Origin of the sequence: Streptomyces olindensis, from assembly GCF_040645895.1 — a bacterium.
GTDB classification, from domain to species: domain Bacteria; phylum Actinomycetota; class Actinomycetes; order Streptomycetales; family Streptomycetaceae; genus Streptomyces; species Streptomyces olindensis.
Map to the genome: position 1 here is coordinate 153,197 of NZ_JBEYZD010000002.1, position 19,002 is coordinate 172,198.

A 19,002-nucleotide genomic window follows, 5' to 3' on the forward strand; every position below is an offset into this window, starting at 1 on the left:
CCACTGACAATCCGTTCTGACCTGCGAAAACACCTCGCCGACGCCGTTCGCGGAGTCGATTGTCAGTGGGGGGATCTACCTTCGACGACATGACTCAGCAGGGGGTGCGCTGGACGGCGGACCAGGTGCTGGCACTGGCGCCTGACGCCGCATCACGCAAAGCGGGAAGCAAACTCGGAGCGGCGGGGCCGTGGTCCGAGGCGGGGAGTTCCGACGAGGGGACGGTGTGGGGGCTGTGCAAGGGCAGCGGAAGCAAGCCGTATCAGACGGTCGTGGACATCGCGGATGCCTCCGGGCCCGCGTACAAGTGCAGTTGCCCCAGCCGCAAGTTCCCGTGCAAGCACGCGCTGGGGCTGCTGCTCCTCTGGGCGAGCGGCGACGGGGCGGTGCCGACGGCGGAGGTGCCGGAGTGGGCCGGGCAGTGGACGGCGGGGCGGCGCAAGCGGGCGGAGGAGAAGAAGGCCGGGGAGGGCCCTGGTTCGACTCCGGCGTCCGCTGATCCGGAGGCGGCGCGGCGCCGGGCGGAGCGCCGGGCCGAGCGGGTCACGGCGGGCGCGGTGGAGCTGGAGCAGCGCCTGACGGACTTGTTGCGCGGCGGCCTGGCGTCGGCGGAGCAGTCCGGCTACGGCCTCTGGGAGGAGACGGCGGCCCGCATGGTCGACGCCCAGGCCCAAGGCCTGGCCGCCCGCGTGCGGGAGTTGGGGGCCGTCCCGTCCACCGGCCCGGGCTGGCCGGTGCGGCTGCTGGAGGAGTGCGCGCTGCTGCACCTCCTCGGCCGGGGCTGGCTGCGCCGCGAGCGGCTGCCGGACGGCCTCGCCGCGACGGTCCGCGCCCGCATCGGCCTGCCGGCCTCCGCGGACGGCCCGCCGGTCCGGGACCGCTGGCTGGTCCTCGCGCAGTACGACACGACGGACCCGCGTCTGACGACCCGCCGGATCTGGCTCCACGGCGCCGACTCGCACCGTACGGTGCTGCTCCTCTCCTACGGCGCCGCCGGCCGCGCCCCGGAACTGGCGCTGCCGGTGGGGCTGGCCCTGGAGGCCGAGGTGTCGGCGTACCCGGGTGCGGGACAGCCGCGGGTGGCCCTGGGCGAGCAGTTCGCTCCGCCCGCACCGGCGGCGATACGTCCGCCGGGGCTGACGACGTCGCAGGCGGCGGCCCGTTACGGCGACGCCCTGCGCGACGACCCGTGGCTGGAGTCCGTCCCGGTGACGCTGGACCGGGTCGTCCCGACCCCGGACGGCGACTCCTGGCAACTGGCGGACGCCGACGAGGACGCCGCGCTGCCCCTCACCCCCGCCGCGCGATCCCGTCCGGGGCTGTGGCGGCTCGTGGCCCTGTCGGGCGGCGCACCGGTCAAGGTCTTCGGCGAATGCGGCCACCAGGGCTTCACACCGCTGACCGCCTGGCCCGAAGGCCCGGGCGACGCGGTGACGCTGTGCTGACTCCTCCGGCGCGCGGCCGTCTTCGCCAGACCCGCCCTTCTCACGAATCCACGCATCTTTCAGGCATCACGGGACAACCGGTAAGGGTGAGCCTTCAACCACCCCCGGGCGCTCCGCGGAAAGGAAGCTCATGACCAGGACCTCCGCTCCTGTGGACGCGCCCGTCACGGGCGCCTGGGAGGGGCTCGTCACCACGGCGCTGCTGGGCACGGACCGGCGCACCCCGCCGGGCAGCGCCCCGGGCCCGGACGCTCCGGTGGCCCTGCTGGACGCGGCGGCCGTGGAGACCGTGCGGCGACGGGCCGGTCTGCGTCCGGCCCGGGCGGCGGAGCGTCCGCAGCCGGCCCCCGAGGACCCGCGTCCGCCCTTGCCGCCGGCGGCCGCCCACAGACTCGGCATGCTGCTGGCCGACCGCCCCGGCACGTCCGGCGGCCGTCGCGGCACCGCGCCCGATCTGGTGGAACTGCTGCCCCAGTGGCTCGCGGCGGCTAACGCCCGTGGTTTCGCACCGCCTCCGCAGGCGCTCCCCGCGCTGCTGGACGCGGCCCGGGGCCGTACGGATCTGCGCCCGGCGGCGCTGGAGTTCGCCGGACCGCGGGCCCTGTGGCTGGCGCGACTGAATCCGGACTGGCGGTTCGCCCTGCGCTCGACACCGGGCGGCGGAGCGGCCCTGCCGCACCTGGAGGACGACGACAGGGTTCAGCAGTTGTGGGAGGAGGGTCTGTTCGCCGAACGGGTCGCCCTGCTGTCCGCACTGCGCTCCCGGGAACCGGCCGCCGCACGCGCCCTGCTCGCGACGACCTGGGCGACGGAGCGGGCCGAGGACCGGCTGATGTTCCTCGACTCCCTGCGCACGGGCCTGACCCCGGACGACGAGCCGTTCCTGGAGCAGGCCCTCGCCGACCGCAGCCGCAACGTCCGGGCGACGGCGGCGGAACTGCTGTCGGCACTGCCCGGTTCGGCACTCGCCGCGCGGATGGCGGTCCGGGCGGCGGCCTGCGTGGCCATCGACCACGCGCACTCCACCGGGACCTCGCAGGAGACGCGCACCGCGGATGCCGCGCCCGTCCCCGCACCCGCACCCGCACCCGCGATCGTCGTCGAAGCGCCGCACGAGTGTGATCCGGGCATGGAGCGCGACGGCGTCGTGGCGAAGGCTCCCGCGGGACGGGGCGAACGGTCCTGGTGGTTCGGCCAGTTGGTCGAGGCGGCACCGCTCGGGACCTGGTCGCGGCGGCTGGGCGGGCGAACCCCGCGCGAGATCGTGGCGCTGCCGGTCGCCGACGACTGGCAGGGCGAACTGCACGCGGCCTGGTGCCGGGCCGCCGTGCGCCAACGGGACGCCGAGTGGTCACGCGCGCTGCTCGGCGAGCCCTCGGCACCGGAGGCGGGCGGTCCGGGAGCGGTCTCCCTCGCCGAACGCGCCAAGCTGCTCGGCACGCTGGGAGCCGACGAACGGGCCGAGTGGGTGGCCGGCTTCATCGCGACGCACGGCCTGTCCGAGGCCTTCCAACTGCTCGGCGTGTGCGCGGTGCCGTGGGCCCCGCCACTCGGCCGGGCCGTGGTGGACGCGCTCAACATCGCCCGGGACGCGGGGAGCTATCCATGGAGTTTCAGCGGAGTCATGGGCCTGGCCGAGCGCTGCCTCGACCCGTCCGAATCCGGCCGCCTCGACGCCCTGCTGGCCGTACCGGACGAACCGGAGAACGCGTCCCCGGGGGCCGGTGGCTACTGGGCGGAGGCCTTCCAGCGCCTGGTCACGACCCTGCGCCTGCGCGCGGCGATGGCGGAGGAACTGAGCGCGCCATGACGGCCGTCGGCCTCACCGGCGGCGCGGCACCGGCCGCAGCCCCCGGGCCGACTCCGCACGCCCGTCCTCACGGCCGCGCGAGCAGGAACTCCGCCGACGTCGAGACCCACATCCCGCCACCCAACGCCACAGCTCGGCACCCGCACCTGTACCCGCACCCGCACCCGCACCCGCACCCGCCCACAGCAGGCAACACCCCGAAGAACACGGTCAACTCCCCGAAGCGCCCCGGGCGAACCGCCGGAGGCCTACGCCTCGGCCGGCTGGCGGCGTACGTTCGCCCGGACCCAGTCCACGATCGACGCCGTCGTCGCGCCGGGCGTGAAGATCTCCGCGACGCCCTTCTCCTTCAGCAGGGGGATGTCCGCCTCGGGGATGATCCCGCCGCCGAAGACCAGGATGTCCTCCGCGTCCCGCTCCTTGAGCAGCTCGATCACCGCCGCGAACAGCGTGTTGTGCGCGCCGGAGAGGATGGACAGCCCGATCGCGTCGGCGTCCTCCTGGATCGCGGTGTCGACGATCTGCTCGGGAGTCTGGTGGAGCCCGGTGTAGATGACCTCCATACCGGCGTCGCGCAGGGCCCGCGCGATCACCTTGGCCCCGCGATCGTGGCCGTCGAGCCCCGGCTTGGCCACCACTACGCGGATCGGACCGGCTGCCACACCCATCACTGCCTCCATGAAGCGTCTACATCCATCCGTTCCGACAAGTACCGCACACATCGGACACGCCGTACATGCCGTACACACCGCACAGGGCCGCCACGAACCGCCCGGGCAAGTGAACGAACGTTATCTCCAGGATCCCGTAACCGGCAGTTTCGCGGTGCGGACCGAGGGGGAAATCACACGATGGGACAAGCGCAAGGGGAGCCGCAAGGAGGTCGCCGCACCGCCGCGCCACCCACCACGCACCGCGGCGGTGCGGCACTTCAGCGAAGGCACAAAGGGCACGCAGGGCAAGCAGAACCAGCACCGCACGCACAGCACGCAGGGCAGGCACGGCGCGACGGCGGGGAGTCCCGTCACCTCACCGAGAAGGGAACCCGTCGCATCACCGGCGTCACAGACGCCACACGCCGCGCACAACCCCCGCAGCTCACGCGGCTCACGCCGCCCGCGCGGTCAACGCCGGCCGTCTTCGCAGCAGCTTTCCACGAGAGCACTCGGGGGACGGAGCCGTCCTCCCGCGTGCCGACAGGAGGTCGGCCATGAAGGTCACGGGGGCTGCTCTGCCCTTTCTTCCGTTCTGCCAGCGCCTGCTGCCGAGCCGGCTGGCGGGACTCTCCATGGCCCTCCTGAAGGCCACCGCCCTGGAGATCGCGATCCTGGCCGGACATCTCCTCCTCTATCCCTCCGGCATCACCCAGGAGCGACGAGCCCCCGCCTCACCCCTGCCCACCGGTGACGGCGCCGCCCAACTGCCCACGCAGGCCAAGCCCCCCGTCCTCCTGCTGCACGGCTTCATCGACAACCGCTCCGTCTTCGTCCTGCTGCGCCGCAGCCTCGCCCAGCACGGCAGGCAGCAGATCGAGTCCCTCAACTACTCGCCCCTGACCTGCGACATACGCGCCGCGGCCGAGCTGCTGGGCCGACGCGTGGAGGAGATCTGCGAGCGCACCGGAGCCCGGCAGATCGACGTCGTCGGGCACAGCCTCGGCGGTCTGATAGCGCGTTACTACGTGCAGCGGCTCGGCGGCGACACGCGCGTCCGGACGCTCGTGACACTCGGCACGCCGCACTCCGGCACCCGAGTCGCGCCCCTGGCCGACGCGCACCCCATCGTGCGCCAGATGCGCCCCGGCTCACCGGTGCTCGAGGAGCTCACTCGGCCCGCCCCTGGCTGCCGTACGCACTTCGTCAGCTACTGGAGCGACCTGGACCATGTGATGGACCCGCTGGAGACGGCCTGCATCGACCATCCCGACCTGTCGGCGCAGAACGTGCGGGTGACCGGCATCGGCCACCTCGCCCTGCCCGTGCACCCCGCCGTCGCCAACGGAATACGGCAGGTCCTCGACACGGCCCGCCCGGGTGAACCGTCCGCCGGGCGCACCGACGGCCTCACGGTGGCCTGACACCGGCCCGGTCCGCCGGCCTCGTCCGCCACCCGGTCGGGCGACAGTCGGCGTCGGACCGTCACACACGGCTCGCAGACTCGTCATACAGACGACGCACCGCGTCGAAGCACGCACCAACATCGAACAAACCTCGAACACAGAGCCAAACCCGCGTCCGCAGTCCGCCAAAACACGGCCGAATGCCCGTTTCCTGCGCGCGTGAAACCTGCCGAAGATTGTCGTGCCCGCGTACCGCCGGGTACAGTCGCCGCACTGCTCTGGCAGCCCCTGTTGTCGAGGCGAAAGAGAAGTTGGTGAACGACCGTCACCCGTCGGGGACCATGACCCCGGCTCCGGCTTCCGACGCCGCCTCGGCGCACTACGCGTCGTACGGCACCCAGGAAGCCCAGTACGGCGACTTCACCACGTACGGCGACTACGCCGCCACTGGTTTTGACCCCGGTACGGACGGCTCCGGTTTCAACGCCACCGGGCACGCCACCGCGACCTTCGCCACGGACCCCCTCTTCGGCGACATGCCGGGCAGCGGCCACGACACGGGCTCGTACGACACCGGCCACTGGCCCACGGGCGCGCACGAGAACCCGCACTACGACGGCTACGCGGCCCAGCACCACGCCGCCTACGACACGGGCGTCTACGACACGACCTCCTGGACGGCCGAGCAGCAGCCGCTGTCGGTCATCCCGCCGCAGGCCACGTCCCCGGACAGCACCGGGCAGTGGGACGCCGGCGCCTGGCTCCAGCCCGACCAGTCCGGCAACCCGGCCGACCAGACCCAGCAGTGGGAATGGGGCACGCAGTCCTTCGACACCGGCGCCTACGACGCCACGCAGTGGAACTCCGACGGCGCGGCCACCGCCCCGGCCCCCGACGGGTACGAGCACCACGGCGAAGCCTTCGACCAGCACGAGACCGCGACGTTCGAGCAGGTCGCCTACGACGAGGCCGGCGGGGCCGCCTACCACGATCCCGCCACGGACGGCGGTGAGCCGGCCGCCACCGGTGAACTCCCCACCGTGGCCCCCCTCATGGACGGCCAGGAAGAGGTCAGCCCGGCCCCCGGCTCTCGCGCCGCCGCGCGCGCCGGGTCCCGCTCCCGCCGCCGTACGCCCCCCAAGCGCTCGGCGCTGATGACGATCGCGGTGCCCTCGGCGTGTGTGATGGGCGTCGCCGGGATCGCCGCCGCCTCCGTCGGCAGCCTCACCGACGACAGCGCCGCCGAGGCGCACACGACCGCGGCGGACGCGCAGCCGGTGAAGCCGGCCGCTGCCAACAACAAGCTGGACACGCAGCTGCAGAGCCTCGCCGCCGGCGCCGACGACTTCGCCGACCGGGCCAGCCGTACGCAGGAGCGCATCGACCTCAAGGCCCAGCAGGCCGCCGAGCGCAAGCGGGCGGCGGAGGAGGCGGCCCGCAAGGAGCGGCTGCGGCCCAAGTTCGCCCTGCCGGTCGCGCAGCACGGACTCAGCGCCCTTTACGGCCAGTCCGGCATCAACTGGATGTCCCTCCACACGGGCATCGACTTCCCCGTCTCGTACGGCACGACCGTGATGGCCGCGACCGACGGCACCGTGCGCACCCAGTGGAACAGCGCCTACGGCAACATGATGATCGTGACCGCGAAGGACGGCACGGAGACGTGGTACTGCCACCTCTCCACGTACACCGTGCCCTCCGGCACGACCGTCAAGGCCGGCGATCCGATCGCGCGCTCCGGCAACTCCGGCAACTCGACCGGCCCGCACCTGCACTTCGAGGTGCGCCCGGCCGGCGGCTCGCCGATCGACCCGCTCCCGTGGCTGCGCAGCCACGGCATCAACCCGACGTAACGTCCCGGCAGCCCCCGCCGAGCGGACGGGGGCCCATCAGGTCACCTCACGGCGCTACAGCTTCTCCACCGGCGCGTACCGCAGCAGCAGCCGCTTCGGCTTCGTGTCGCCGAAGTCGATCGTGGCCTCGGCGTTCGCGCCCGTGCCCTTGACCGCGACGACGGTCCCGAGCCCGAACTGGTCGTGGGTGACCCGGTCCCCCACGGCGAGCGACACCACCGGCTTCTCGGCGGCGCGACGCGTGGCGAAACCGGACGCGCCCGACGCCGACGACCGCGAGCGGGACGAGGACAGCGAGGACGCCACCGCCGAGACCGGTCCGGAGGACGCGGGCGCGGTCGCTCCCGTCCGCTTCCACTCCACGTGGGCCGCGGGGATCTCCTCCAGGAACCGGGAGGGCGGGTTGTACGACGGCTGGCCCCAGGCGCTGCGCAGCGTGGACCGCGTCAGATACAGCCGCTCCCGGGCGCGCGTGATGCCGACGTAGGCCAGGCGCCGCTCCTCCTCCAGCTCCTTGGTCTGGCCGAGGGCGCGCATGTGCGGGAAGACGCCGTCCTCCATGCCGGTGAGGAAGACGACCGGGAACTCCAGGCCCTTGGCCGTGTGCAGGGTCATCAGCGTGATGACGCCGTCGCCGTCCTCCTCGTCGGGGATCTGGTCGGAGTCGGCGACCAGCGCGACCTGCTCGAGGAAGTCGGCCAGCGTGCCCCCCGGGGCGGCGGCCCCCGGCGTCTGTGCGCCCTCGCCGCGCTCCTGCTCGAACTCCATGGCGACGGCGGCGAGTTCCTGGAGATTCTCGATCCGGGTCTCGTCCTGCGGGTCGGTGGAGGCCTGCAGCTCGGCGAGGTATCCGGTGCGCTCCAGGACGGCCTCCAGCACGGTGGCCGGTCCGGCGCCGGACTCGACGATGGTCCGGAGGTCCTCCATCAGCGTGTTGAACCGCTTGACGGCGTTGGTGGAGCGCGCGGCCATGCCGTACGCCTCGTCGACGCGCTTGAGCGCCTGCGGGAAGCTGATCTTCTCCCGCTGGGCGAGGGCGTCGATCATCGCCTCGGCGCGGTCGCCGATGCCCCGCTTGGGGACGTTGAGGATCCGGCGCAGCGGCACCGAGTCCTCCGGGTTGGCCAGGACGCGCAGGTAGGCCAGGACGTCCCGGACCTCCTTGCGCTCGTAGAAGCGGACGCCGCCGACGACCTTGTAGGGCAGTCCGACGCGGATGAAGACCTCTTCGAAGACACGGGACTGGGCGTTCGTGCGGTAGAAGACGGCGACGTCGCCGGCCTTCGCCTCGCCCGCGTCCGTGAGGCGGTCTATCTCGTCGGCGACGAACTGCGCCTCGTCGTGCTCGGTGTCGGCGACGTAGCCGGTGATCCGCGCGCCCGTGCCCGCGTTGGTCCACAGGTTCTTGGGGCGGCGGGACTCGTTGCGCTCGATGACCGCGTTGGCGGCGCTGAGGATCGTCTGTGTGGAGCGGTAGTTCTGCTCCAGCAGGATCGTCGTCGCGTCCGGGTAGTCCTCCTCGAACTGGAGGATGTTGCGGATCGTCGCGCCGCGGAAGGCGTAGATCGACTGGTCGGCGTCACCCACCACGCACAGCTCGGCGGGCGGGATCTCGGCCTCGGGCGGCACGTCGACGGGGTGCTCCGAGGTGCCGACCAGCTCGCGGACCAGGGCGTACTGCGCGTGGTTGGTGTCCTGGTACTCGTCGACGAGCACGTGCCGGAAGCGGCGGCGGTAGTGCTCGGCGACGTCCGGGAAGGCGCGCAGCAGATTGACCGTCGTCATGATCAGGTCGTCGAAGTCGAGGGCGTTCGCCTCGCGCAGCCGCGACTGGTACATCGCGTAGGCCTGGGCGAGGGTCTTCTCGAAGCCGTCGGTGGCCTGGGCGGCGAAGTCCTCCTCGTCGATCAGCTCGTTCTTCAGGTTGCTGATCTTGGCGCTGAAGGACTTGGGCGGGAAGCGCTTGGGGTCGAGGTCCAGGTCGCGGCAGACCAGGGCCATCAGGCGCTTGGAGTCGGCGGCGTCGTAGATCGAGAACGAGGACGTGAAACCGAGCTTCTTCGACTCGCGCCGCAGGATCCGCACGCACGCGCTGTGGAAGGTCATCACCCACATGGCGTTGGCGCGCGGGCCGACGAGCTGCTCGACGCGTTCCTTCATCTCGCCGGCGGCCTTGTTGGTGAAGGTGATCGCGAGGATCTGGCCCGGGTGCACGTCCCGCTCGGCGAGCAGGTGGGCGATGCGGTGCGTGAGCACGCGGGTCTTGCCGGAGCCGGCGCCGGCCACGATGAGCAGCGGGGAGCCGGAGTGGACGACAGCGGCGCGCTGGTTGTCGTTCAGCCCCTCCAGGAGGGCGGCGGTGTCCACGAGCGGGCGCGGGGCGCCGTCTCGGTAGTAGGCGTCCCGGTCCGGCGGCGCGTCGAACTTCCCGCCGAACAGATCGTCCGGGATCGACTCCGGAGCGTGATCGTCCTCGGGCGGCGGCGGGGGCTCGTCCGCAGGGCCCCGCTGGGCCTGGAGGTCCGCCAGGAAGCTGTCGTCAAAGAGGCTGCTCATCGCTCTCCGAGTCTAGGGCGCCCCACTGACAGCCCGCCGCCGCCCTGAGAACATCGCCGAAACGAGCGCCCCGTCACCCTCCAGGATCGGGCGATCACGGCCCGCGATGGAGCGGCAAACATGGACGACTCGTGACCAACCTCCGCCACTTCGTCACGCTCGGCGATGCTCTGGAGGGAGGTCACGAAAATGTATCGGGCATATCACCCATCAACCTTCACAGGGGCCACACGAGTTGGCTACCGTGCGGGCAGGCCGTACGACCCCCACCGGCGAACGTCGCCGGGCCGCGCGGCCTCCGCCGAGTCCGGTGCGCCGCCGAGCAGCCGGAGCCGGGGACCCACCGAGACCTTGGGGTGAATCGGCCCGACTCCCTTTCCGGAGCAGGCCGTAGGGCAACCCTTCCGACATACCCGCCCGAACCCGACAGCTAACCCGGTAGGCGGAACATGGAAGGAGTCGCCTCCCTTGGCGTCGCACCGCAAGTCGCGTCCTACGGGTACGCGCGTGGCAGGCATACGGACCCCCGCCCTCGCAACGGCGGCCCTCACCTCCGTGGCCCTGCTGTCCCAGTCGGCCAACGCAGCCCCCGGGGCCGACGACAAGCCCAGCCTGGAGGAAGTCGAGAAGAAGGTCGACGACCTGTACCGCCAGGCCGAGTCGGCGACCGACAAGTACAACGCGGCCAAGGAGAAGACCGCGAAGCAGCGCAAGCGCGTCGACACCCTCCTCGACGACGTCGCCCAGCGCACCCAGAAGCTCAACGAGGCGCGGGAGGAGCTGGGTTCCTTCGCCGCCGCCCAGTACCGCACCGGCGCCTCCGCCCCGGACACCGCGACGTTCCTGCTCGCGGACACCCCGCAGGACTACTTCGACCAGACGCAGCTGATGGACCGGATGACCGGCCGTCAGAAGGTCGCCGTCGACGACTACGTCACCCAGCAGTCCGAGACGATGGAGAAGCGCCAGGAGGCCACGGCGAGCCTCGCGACGCTCACCGAGTCCCAGGGCGACCTGAAGACCGCCAAGGCCACCGTCCAGCGCAAGCTCGCCGACGCGCGCGAGCTGCTGTCGAAGCTGACCTCCGAGGAGAAGGCGCGGCTCGCGGCGATCGAGAAGGAGAAGCAGGAGGAGGCCGCCCGCAAGGCCGCCGAGCTGGCCCGGGAGCAGGCCGAGCAGCAGCAGGCCCAGGAGGAGGCCGCCCAGCGGCAGGAGAGCGGCTCCTCGACGTCGGGCTCCGGCACCTCCACCTCGACGGCCCCGGCCGACTCCTCGTACGCCACCAAGGCCGAGAAGGCCCTCGCCTTCGCCCGCGCCCAGATCGGCAAGCCGTACGTCTGGGGCGCCGTCGGTCCCGGCTCCTACGACTGCTCCGGCCTCACCCAGGCCGCGTGGAAGGCCGCGGGCGTGACCCTGCCGCGCACGACCTACGACCAGGTCGACGCCGGCACCACGGTCCCCCTCTCCCAGGCGCTCCCCGGCGACCTGGTCTTCTTCTACGACGACGTCACCCACGTGGGCATCTACATCGGCAACGGCATGATGATCCACGCTCCGAAGCCCGGCACCTACGTGCGCGAGGAGTCGATCTACTACGACGGCGAGTCGTCGATCCACAGCGTGGTGCGGCCCGCCTGAGAAGTCCCGGACGTTTTTGAGGGGCACGCGCGCGTGCCCCTCTCGTCCTGTGTGCGGCGCTCTCTAGCATCGACGCTATGCCCGACCCATCCCCGTCTGTCATGTTGTGGGCGATGTACGCCCTGACGACCGGCACCTTGTCGGTCGGTCTCGACTCGGCGGGGTACGAGGTCCTGTCCGGGATCATCCTCGTCCTGGCCTGCGCGGGCTGGCTGGGGGCGGTCGCGCAGGCCCTGCTGCTGCCGCCACGGCCGGTCCCAGTCTCGGCTTCGGCTCCGGCTCCGGCTTCGGCTCCGGCTTCAGTCTCGGCCTGGCGGAGGGAGACGGCGGCCGCGCTCGCCTGGGTGGCCGCGACCGCCCTCGTCGGCACCGGCTTCTCCGCGGCCGGCCTGCAGCGCCCGGCCGCGGCGCTGCTGGCACTCGCCACGCCGCTCTGGGCCGTGCTGCTCGTCGCGGCGGGCAGGGAGCGGCGCGGGACCGTGTTCCTGCGCTGCGTGGCCACCCAGGGCCTCGCCGTCCTCGGCGCCACGCTCGCCGCCGCCGAATCGGCGGCCTGGCTCGCACACGCGGCCCTGACGCTGTTCTGGCTGGGGCTCGTGCTCTACTGCCTCGCCCTGTTCCGTTTCCAGCCGCGGCAGGTGGCCGAAGGGGCCGGGGACCACTGGCTCCCGGGCGGCGCGCTCGCCGTCTCGGCGCTGGCCGGGGCGAGGCTCCTCAGCGCCGACAGCGACCGCCTGTACCTGTGGAACGACGACGACCACGCCGTCCTCGGCAGGGTCACCGTCACGCTGCTCGTGCTCACCGCGGTCGCTTGCGTCGCCCTGTTCACGGCCGAGCTCTTCTGGCCCCGGCGCCGTTACGACGTGCGGCGCTGGGCGACCGTGTTCAGCGCGGTCGGGACGGCGGCCGCGGCCCTGGCGGTCGCCGCCGCCCTCGACGCCCCTTGGCTCGACGCCCTCGGGGAGGCGCTGCTGTGGATCACGGTGGCCGGCTGGCTGGGATGCACGGCCTGGACGATCACCTCGGCCCGGGCCGGCGGGCGGACGGGCCGGGTGAGGTCCGGAGCACGGCGGTTCAGGTCCAGAGCACGGCGATGAAGACGTTCGCCGCGGTCAGCAGCCCGACCAGGCCGAACAGGCCCTTGTCCACCTTCTCGTCGTCGCGTTTGACGTAGACCAGGCCGAGGATCACGATCAGCAGGGCCAGCTTCACGCCGATCTTGATGTTGTTCACGGACTGGTCGTCGGCCTGGTTGAGGCCGACCAGGATCACACCGGTGACCAGCATCGTCAGCGCGCCGTGCAGCATCGCGGGGGTGTAGCGGGCGGTGCCCGCGCCCATCGCCTTCATCTGGGTGAGGAAGCCGCCCAGGAGCGCGGCGATGCCGATGATGTGGAGGCCGACGAAGAGGTGGATGAGTACGTCCATGAGGCCGGAGCCTAATGAGGGCCCCGACGCCTCCCGACACCGGCCCATCGATGCATATATGCGGCCCCATACCACCCCATCACCGTCACTCGCCCACGAATCAACACATCGGTCATCACGCTGAGTTAAGTCGACGGCCCCGAGCCCGGATCACGGTCGCATACGGTCACCGCCGGTCCTCTCGGGACAGTTCCGCACACCCGCCTCCGGCCCGGGACGGCGAGGTTTAGCGTCCTCCCCCAGGTGACCGGCTCCCCACAGCCGCCCGGGCCAGGGGCGGCAGTCGGGCACCACCGCCGAGAAGGTCCGGCGGCGGTCCGCTCCCCCCTGTGCGGGCCGCCGCCGGACGCGCAGGCCGCCCGTCCGCTCCCCACGGCGGCCGTACGCACCCCGCGGCGGTCGAGGAAAGGACGTGGCCTCCAGGTGGCAGCGCACCGCAAGCCCCGACAGCGCTCGGCGAGCGGCAACACGGCCCGTACGGCCGCCACGATCGCACTCGCCGGCGCGGCGACCGCGACGGGCTTCGACGGGACCGGACACGCCGAACCACAGCTCACCCCCGGCCAGGTCAAGGCCAAGGTGGACAAGCTGTACCAGGAGGCGGAGGTCGCCACCGAGAAGTACAACGGCGCGAAGGAGAAGGCCGAGGCGGCCGGACAGCGCCTGAAGGACCTCCAGGACCAGGCCGCCCGCACGAACGAACGGCTCAACTCGGCCCGCGAGGACCTCGGTTCGGTCGCCGCCGCGCAGTACCGCGCCGGCGGCCTCGACCCCGCCCTGCAGCTCGCCCTGTCCGACGACCCGGACCGCTACCTGGAGAACGCCGAGTTCGTCGAGCGGGCCGGCAACCGGCAGAAGGCGGCCGTCGGGCGCGTACGCAAGCAGCTCCGGGAGATCGAGCAGCTGCGCGGGGCCGCCCACATCGAGCTGACGTCCCTGAAGTCGCGGCAGGCGGAGCTGAAGCGGCACAAGAAGACGATCACCGGCAAGCTGGGCTCCGCGCGGCAGTTGATGTCCCGGCTCAACGCGCAGGAACGTTCCAGGCTCGGAGAAGCGCCGGGCACCGACCGCGCCTCACGCTCCTCGACGGGCTCGCGCGACCACCTGGCCGCCCCCGGTTCCGCCTCCGCCCAGGCGCCCAACGCCCGCGCGGCCGCCGCCGTCTCCTACGCCTACCAGAAGCTCGGCAGCCCCTACGTCTGGGGCGCGACCGGACCGAACGCCTTCGACTGCTCGGGCCTCGTCCAGGCCGCGTACCGCGCCGCGGGCGTCTCCCTGCCCCGCACGACGTACTCCCAGATCGACGCCGGCCGCCGCGTCTCCCGCTCCGAACTCCTCCCCGGTGACCTGGTGTTCTTCTACGCCGGCATCAGCCACGTCGGCATCTATGTGGGCAACGGCCGGATGATCCACGCCCCGAACCCCTCCGCGCCGGTACGGGTCGCCCCGCTCGACGAGATGCCGTACGCGGGTGCCACACGGGTGGTCTGACCGGGCGGCGAGCACCGCCGCACCGGCCCGGCCGCTCCCGTCACGGGCGGGCAGCCCCGGCCCTCGTCACACCAGCCGGCGAGCCGTCGCCCAGCGCGTCAGCTCGTGCCGGTTGGAGAGCTGGAGCTTGCGCAGGACCGCCGAGACATGCGACTCGACCGTCTTCACGGAGATGAACAGTTGCTTGGCGATCTCCTTGTACGCGTATCCCCGGGCGATGAGCCGCAGCACCTCCCGCTCACGCTGGGTCAGGCGGTCCAGGTCCTCGTCGACCGGCGGCGCGTCCGTGGAGGCGAAGGCGTCGAGGACAAACCCGGCCAGCCGCGGCGAGAACACCGCGTCGCCCTCCTGGACGCGGAAGATGGAGTCCACGAGGTCCGTGCCGGTGATCGTCTTGGTGACGTAGCCACGGGCCCCGCCGCGGATCACGCCGATCACGTCCTCCGCCGCGTCCGACACGGACAGCGCGAGGAAGCGGACGGGCTGCTCGGAGTCGGCCATCAACGGGGCACAGCGGCGCAGCACTTCCACCCCGCCGCCGCCCGGCAGGTGCACGTCGAGCAGGACCACCTCGGGCCGGGTCGCGGTGATGACCGTGACGGCCTGGTCGACGTCCGCGGCCTCGCCGACGACCTCGACGCCGGTCTGCTCGGTCTGCCCGATCTCGGCCTGGACACCCGTACGGAACATGCGGTGGTCGTCGACGAGGACCACGCGCACGCGACGCCCGGTGCCGCCGCCCGACTCCGCGGGGCCGGCCGCCTCCGCCGATCCCGCCGTACCGTTCGCCTCGGTGGGGTCGCTCATGACGTCTTCTCCGCCCTCTCCATCTCCAGCTCGACCTCCGTGCCGCCGTCGGGCACCGCGCGCAGTCGCGCCGTGCCGCCGTTGCGCTCCATGCGGCCGATGATCGATTCTCTGACACCCATCCGGTCGGCGGGTATCGAGTCGAGGTCGAAGCCGGGGCCGCGGTCCCGGACGGACACGAAGACCGTCTTCCCCTCGACCTCGGCGTAGACCTGTACGGCGCCGCCCTCGCCACCGTACTTGGCGGCGTTCACCATTGCTTCGCGCGCGGCCTGCATCTGCGCGCCGATTCTCTCGTCGAGCGGGCAGTCGCCGACGACCACGACCTCGATGGGCACGCCGTGCTTGTCCTCCACCTCGGCCGCGTTGCGCCGCACGGCGTCGGCGAGGGTCGTGGGTTCGTCGGCCTCGTCCTTGCCGGTGCCCTCCGGCTTGTAGAGCCAGGTGCGCAGGTCGCGCTCCTGGGCGCGGGCGAGGCGGCGCACCTCGTTCGCGTTCTCCGCGTTGCGCTGGATCAGGGTGAGGGTGTGCAGCACCGAGTCGTGCACATGGGCGGCGACCTCCGCGCGCTCCTGGGCCCGGATGCGCATCAGGCGCTCCTCGGAGAGGTCCTGCGTCATGCGCACCAGGTACGGCCCGGCGAGCAGCGTTATCCCGACGAGGACCGCGAGCGCCGCCTGCAGGACCGAACCGAGGTGGGCGGCGGAGCCCTGCAGGACGAAGATGCCGGAGACGCCGGCCGTGACCAGCAGGACACCGCCGACCGAGCGCAGCAGCGTGACCGTGCGCCTGCGGCTGCCGACCTCGACCCAGCGGGCCCGGCGGGCGTTGTCCGCCTGTCTCCAGACCAGGGCGACGCCCGCGCCGACGAGCACGGCCGGCCAGAGGTACGCCCTGGCGCCGCCGCTGAGGTTCACGTTGCCCACGAAGACCATGGCCACCACGACCATGAGGAGCAGGGCCACTATCTGGCCCCTGTCGGGCCTGCGCGTGACGCGTCTGCGGCGGCCGTCGGGCGACGTCTCCGTCGTGACGAGCGAGGGCGGCTTCTGCGCCTCGACACCGCCGACGCCGAGCGGGACGAAGAACCAGAACGCGGCGTACAGCAGCGCACCGAGGCCGTCGGCCATGAACAGGCCGACGAAGACGAGCCGCACCCAGATCACGGGCAGCCCGAGGTGACCGGCGAGGCCCCGCGCCACCCCGCCCAGCCAGCGTCCGTCGCTGCTGCGGTAGAGCTTGCGCGGCGGCCGCGGTTCGGCGAGTGGCGCTGCTGCGGCTTCCGACATGCCATTGATGGTCACATGTGCGGGAGGCCGGAGCATCAGGGTCGACCCCGGAGACTCCCCTGATCTCCGCGGACCGGTCCGTCGAACGCTTCCCGAGCCGTCACTCAGGGCCGATATCAGGGTCCGGCCAGGGTCGTTCCGACTGCCGCCGCGGCGCCGCGCCCGTCACCATGGACCCATGACCGATCACGAGCACGCCGCGACGGGTCCGGGACCCGGCTCCGGCCCGCGCCCCGCACCGGGCGCCGGGCCGCAGGATGCCGCGCCCGCCGCAGGCGCCGCACCCGCCGGCTCCCCCGCGCCCCCGGGCGCGCACGGGCACGCGGACGCGGGAGAACAGAGAGGAGCACCCGACGCGGCAGGCCATGCCGCCGCCCCGGCCGCCGAAGCCGCCCCGGCCGGTCCTCCCCACCGGTTCCGCCGCGACCGCCGCCACAAGACCCTGGCCGGAGTCTGCGCCGGGCTCGGGCGGCAGTGCGACATGGACCCGGTGATCTTCCGCATCACCCTCGCCGTGCTCTCCGCCACCGGCGGCCTCGGCCTCATCTTCTACGGCTTCGCCTGGCTCTTCGTCCCGTACGACGACGAGGAGAACGAGGTGCGCAAGCTCCTCACCGGCCGCGTCGACGGCCAGGCCCTGACGGCCGTGCTGTTCGCGCTGGTCGGCTGCGGCGTGTTCCTGACCATGCTGAACAACGGCGGGGTGCTGACCTTCGCCGTCGTCCTCTCCCTCCTCCTCGCGGGCGCCGGCTACTGGTCGCGCCGGCGCGGCGTCCCCAGCCCCGACCCGCTCGCCGCCCAGGCGGCCGCCGACGCCCCGCCGGAGCCCCAGGCCCCGCCGGTGCCCGCCGCCTTCCCCTCCTGGTGGCGCGACCCCATCGTCAAGGACGGCACCCACATCGGCGGCACGGGCTACCTCTGGGGGCCCCGTGACTCCCGCGACCTCGACGTGGCGGCGGCCATCAACATCAGCCTCGGCACGCAGCCCGGCTCCCGCGAGGACATACCCGCCCCGCACACCAGGCCGCCCAAGCCGCGCGGCCCCCGCTGGATCGGCGGCTGGGTCTTCCTGCTGGCCCTGCTCGCGGGCGCCCTGGGCACGAACCACACCTGGGGCGGGCACCCGCTCGGCACCAGCCTCCAGACGGGCCTGTCCTGCGCGCTCGCCGTCCTGGGCCTGGGCATAGCGGTCAGCGCCTTCCTGGGGCGGACAGGGGCGGGCTCCGTCTTCCTGGCGATCATCATGGCCGGTCTGCTCGCCGGCGCGGCGGCCCTGCCCAAGGACATCGGCACGCACTGGACGCGCACGACCTGGCAGCCCACCGCGGTGGCGGACGTGCGGGAGCGGTACGAGCTGGGCGCCGGAGTGGGCACCCTGGACCTGACCCGGCTGGACGTCCCCGAGAGACAGACGGTGACGACGCGCGCCGACGTGGGCGTGGGCCAGGTCAAGGTGCTCGTGCCGGAGGACGTGACGGTGCGGCTCAGCGTCGACGTGGGCGTGGGCGACCTCCAACTGCCGGGCGACGACAAGAAGGACGTGGACGTGAAGCCGGGTCAGCACAAGCAGATAACCCTCTCCCCCGCCGAAGGGGTCAAGAAGTCCGGCACCATCGACCTGGATCTCCAGGTCGGGATGGGACAGGCGGAGGTGACCCGTGCTGCGTCATGAATTCCAGCCCGGGAAGCTGGTCGCCGGCGCCGTCCTCACCCTGGCGGGCGTCCTCTACGCCGGTGACGCGGGCGGCGCCTGGGAGACCCCGTGGTTCGTGGCGATACCCCTCGTCACGGGCGGACTGTGCCTGGCGGGCGCGGTGGCGCTCGTGGCGGGCCGCGTCCGCCGACGCCGCGCGGCGGGCCGCACCACGGACGGACCCGGCCCGGACCTGGCGTCGTAGCCCAGGCCCGGCGACATCATGGCGAGGCTCGACCAGCCGCAGCCCGTCGCGCTACCGGTACCCGGCCCTTCGCTGCCGCCGCCGGGCCCGCAAGGCGGCGTCCAGGGACAGCAGTGGGGCCCCCGCCAGGATGAGGGGGGTCCAGGCCATGAGGTAGGCGAGGTCGTTGCCGTAGTAGTACGGGTCGGAGGCCCAGCTCACGGTCAGCCACAGGCTGAGGGAGATCAGCGCGCCGCCGAGTGCGGCCAGCCGGGCGAGCAGGCCGAGGAGGGTGCCGATGCCGACGGCCAGTTCTCCGAAGGCGATGGCGTAGCCGAAGCCGACCGGGTTCTTCAGGGAGAGGTCGACCAGGGCGGGAATGGCGGAGGAGTCGCGGACGGCGCGCATCATGTCGCCGATCGATCCGGAACCGGCTTCCTTCATGAAGGCACTGTCAGTGATCTTGTCCAGGCCGGCGTAGATGAAGGTGACGCCGAGGAAAACGCGCAGGGGAAGGAGGGCGTAGCGGACGGCCGTGTCCCGCCAGCCTCCTCCGCCGTCGAAGTGGGGGGTGTGCGTGTCCGTTCTCATACTGTGAGTCATCGCTGCTAGCCGCCTCTCGCCGCCGGTGCCGAGACCCCCTCAACAGACCATACGTACGACAAACCGACCCGGCTCAATCCTGTGCGTCCGGCTTTTCCGAAACGCACTGGGTGTTCGCAGCTGAGCGAGACACCGCCCCGCACCCA

The 19,002-nt window shown here is 72.4% G+C and carries 15 protein-coding genes and 1 riboswitch; of the genes, 9 read left to right on the top strand and 6 right to left on the bottom strand.

The window, feature by feature from the left end; genetic code table 11:
• Nucleotides 1-89: 89 nt before the first annotated feature.
• Entirely contained in the window at nt 90-1,445 is a 1,356-nt protein-coding gene (locus ABZ948_RS01825; RefSeq protein ID WP_359756309.1) for an SWIM zinc finger family protein, read from the top strand.
• A 130-nt stretch (nt 1,446-1,575) separates the two neighbouring features.
• Nucleotides 1,576-3,255 (top strand): DUF5691 domain-containing protein, encoded by a 1,680-nt coding sequence (locus ABZ948_RS01830; protein WP_359756310.1) that lies wholly within the window; start codon nt 1,576-1,578, stop codon nt 3,253-3,255.
• Between the two features lie 248 nt (nt 3,256-3,503).
• Here the strand turns inward: ABZ948_RS01830 and icmB are convergent, their stop codons facing one another.
• The gene (icmB, locus tag ABZ948_RS01835; protein ID WP_031119938.1) at nt 3,504-3,923 is read right to left on the bottom strand and encodes a coenzyme B12-dependent isobutyryl CoA mutase small subunit; all 420 of its coding nucleotides are present in this window, start codon (nt 3,921-3,923) and stop codon (nt 3,504-3,506) included.
• A gap of 542 nt (nt 3,924-4,465) precedes the next feature.
• Here icmB and ABZ948_RS01840 point away from each other — a divergent pair.
• Nucleotides 4,466-5,332, top strand: coding sequence for a lipase family alpha/beta hydrolase (locus tag ABZ948_RS01840; RefSeq protein WP_359756312.1), 867 nt, complete (start codon nt 4,466-4,468; stop codon nt 5,330-5,332).
• A gap of 296 nt (nt 5,333-5,628) precedes the next feature.
• On the top strand, nt 5,629-7,167 hold the full coding sequence (locus ABZ948_RS01845) for a M23 family metallopeptidase (RefSeq protein ID WP_359756314.1): 1,539 nt from the start codon (nt 5,629-5,631) through the stop codon (nt 7,165-7,167).
• Nucleotides 7,168-7,221: 54 nt separating this feature from the next.
• Here the strand turns inward: ABZ948_RS01845 and pcrA are convergent, their stop codons facing one another.
• Nucleotides 7,222-9,723 (bottom strand): DNA helicase PcrA, encoded by a 2,502-nt coding sequence (gene pcrA / locus ABZ948_RS01850; RefSeq protein ID WP_359756315.1) that lies wholly within the window; start codon nt 9,721-9,723, stop codon nt 7,222-7,224.
• Nucleotides 9,724-10,029: 306 nt separating this feature from the next.
• Nucleotides 10,030-10,183, top strand: a riboswitch (cyclic di-AMP (ydaO/yuaA leader).
• Between the two features lie 8 nt (nt 10,184-10,191).
• On the opposite strand from pcrA, the gene ABZ948_RS01855 reads away from it, so the two are divergent.
• Complete coding sequence (locus tag ABZ948_RS01855) at nt 10,192-11,361, top strand: C40 family peptidase (protein WP_359756317.1); 1,170 nt, start codon at nt 10,192-10,194, stop codon at nt 11,359-11,361.
• Nucleotides 11,362-11,438: 77 nt separating this feature from the next.
• Entirely contained in the window at nt 11,439-12,458 is a 1,020-nt protein-coding gene (locus ABZ948_RS01860; RefSeq protein WP_359756318.1) for an SLAC1 family transporter, read from the top strand.
• On the opposite strand, the gene ABZ948_RS01865 is transcribed toward ABZ948_RS01860, so the two are convergent.
• Nucleotides 12,436-12,789 carry a hypothetical protein gene (locus ABZ948_RS01865; RefSeq protein WP_031119944.1) on the bottom strand — a complete coding sequence of 118 codons (354 nt, stop codon included), beginning with the start codon at nt 12,787-12,789 and terminating at the stop codon, nt 12,436-12,438. The two genes, ABZ948_RS01860 and ABZ948_RS01865, sit on opposite strands and share 23 nt — an antisense overlap.
• Nucleotides 12,790-13,212: 423 nt before the next feature.
• Here ABZ948_RS01865 and ABZ948_RS01870 point away from each other — a divergent pair, with 423 nt between their 5' ends.
• Nucleotides 13,213-14,280 (top strand): C40 family peptidase, encoded by a 1,068-nt coding sequence (locus ABZ948_RS01870; RefSeq protein WP_359756320.1) that lies wholly within the window; start codon nt 13,213-13,215, stop codon nt 14,278-14,280.
• Between the two features lie 66 nt (nt 14,281-14,346).
• On the opposite strand, the gene ABZ948_RS01875 is transcribed toward ABZ948_RS01870, so the two are convergent.
• Together ABZ948_RS01875 and ABZ948_RS01880 are read right to left on the bottom strand one after the other, a co-directional pair.
• Nucleotides 14,347-15,087, bottom strand: coding sequence for a LuxR C-terminal-related transcriptional regulator (locus ABZ948_RS01875; protein WP_031119946.1), 741 nt, complete (start codon nt 15,085-15,087; stop codon nt 14,347-14,349).
• A complete protein-coding gene (locus tag ABZ948_RS01880) occupies nt 15,084-16,376 on the bottom strand; it encodes an ATP-binding protein (protein WP_359756322.1) in 1,293 nt (430 codons plus the stop codon). Before ABZ948_RS01880 ends, ABZ948_RS01875 begins: the two co-directional genes overlap by 4 nt.
• A gap of 178 nt (nt 16,377-16,554) precedes the next feature.
• Between ABZ948_RS01880 and ABZ948_RS01885 the strand changes: the two genes are divergently transcribed.
• Together ABZ948_RS01885 and ABZ948_RS01890 are read left to right on the top strand one after the other, a co-directional pair.
• Nucleotides 16,555-18,048 (top strand): PspC domain-containing protein, encoded by a 1,494-nt coding sequence (locus ABZ948_RS01885; RefSeq protein WP_359756325.1) that lies wholly within the window; start codon nt 16,555-16,557, stop codon nt 18,046-18,048.
• Nucleotides 18,035-18,274 (top strand): hypothetical protein, encoded by a 240-nt coding sequence (locus tag ABZ948_RS01890; RefSeq protein ID WP_359756327.1) that lies wholly within the window; start codon nt 18,035-18,037, stop codon nt 18,272-18,274. Before ABZ948_RS01885 ends, ABZ948_RS01890 begins: the two co-directional genes overlap by 14 nt.
• A gap of 51 nt (nt 18,275-18,325) precedes the next feature.
• Here ABZ948_RS01890 and ABZ948_RS01895 read toward each other — a convergent pair whose 3' ends face one another.
• Nucleotides 18,326-18,856: a DoxX family membrane protein gene (locus tag ABZ948_RS01895; RefSeq protein WP_359756328.1), complete on the bottom strand. Its 531-nt coding sequence runs from the start codon at nt 18,854-18,856 to the stop codon at nt 18,326-18,328.
• Nucleotides 18,857-19,002 lie beyond the last annotated feature (146 nt).

What these genes read in the sequence shown, in the direction of transcription:
- ABZ948_RS01825 (WP_359756309.1), top strand. Translation starts at nt 90, where the DNA reads ATGACTCAGCAGGGGGTGCGCTGGACGGCGGACCAGGTGCTGGCACTG.
- ABZ948_RS01830 (WP_359756310.1), top strand. Translation starts at nt 1,576, where the DNA reads ATGACCAGGACCTCCGCTCCTGTGGACGCGCCCGTCACGGGCGCCTGG.
- icmB (WP_031119938.1), bottom strand. Translation starts at nt 3,923, where the DNA reads ATGGGTGTGGCAGCCGGTCCGATCCGCGTAGTGGTGGCCAAGCCGGGG.
- ABZ948_RS01840 (WP_359756312.1), top strand. Translation starts at nt 4,466, where the DNA reads ATGAAGGTCACGGGGGCTGCTCTGCCCTTTCTTCCGTTCTGCCAGCGC.
- pcrA (WP_359756315.1), bottom strand. Translation starts at nt 9,723, where the DNA reads ATGAGCAGCCTCTTTGACGACAGCTTCCTGGCGGACCTCCAGGCCCAG.
- ABZ948_RS01860 (WP_359756318.1), top strand. Translation starts at nt 11,439, where the DNA reads ATGCCCGACCCATCCCCGTCTGTCATGTTGTGGGCGATGTACGCCCTG.
- ABZ948_RS01865 (WP_031119944.1), bottom strand. Translation starts at nt 12,789, where the DNA reads ATGGACGTACTCATCCACCTCTTCGTCGGCCTCCACATCATCGGCATC.
- ABZ948_RS01875 (WP_031119946.1), bottom strand. Translation starts at nt 15,087, where the DNA reads ATGAGCGACCCCACCGAGGCGAACGGTACGGCGGGATCGGCGGAGGCG.
- ABZ948_RS01880 (WP_359756322.1), bottom strand. Translation starts at nt 16,376, where the DNA reads ATGTCGGAAGCCGCAGCAGCGCCACTCGCCGAACCGCGGCCGCCGCGC.
- ABZ948_RS01885 (WP_359756325.1), top strand. Translation starts at nt 16,555, where the DNA reads ATGACCGATCACGAGCACGCCGCGACGGGTCCGGGACCCGGCTCCGGC.
- ABZ948_RS01895 (WP_359756328.1), bottom strand. Translation starts at nt 18,856, where the DNA reads ATGACTCACAGTATGAGAACGGACACGCACACCCCCCACTTCGACGGC.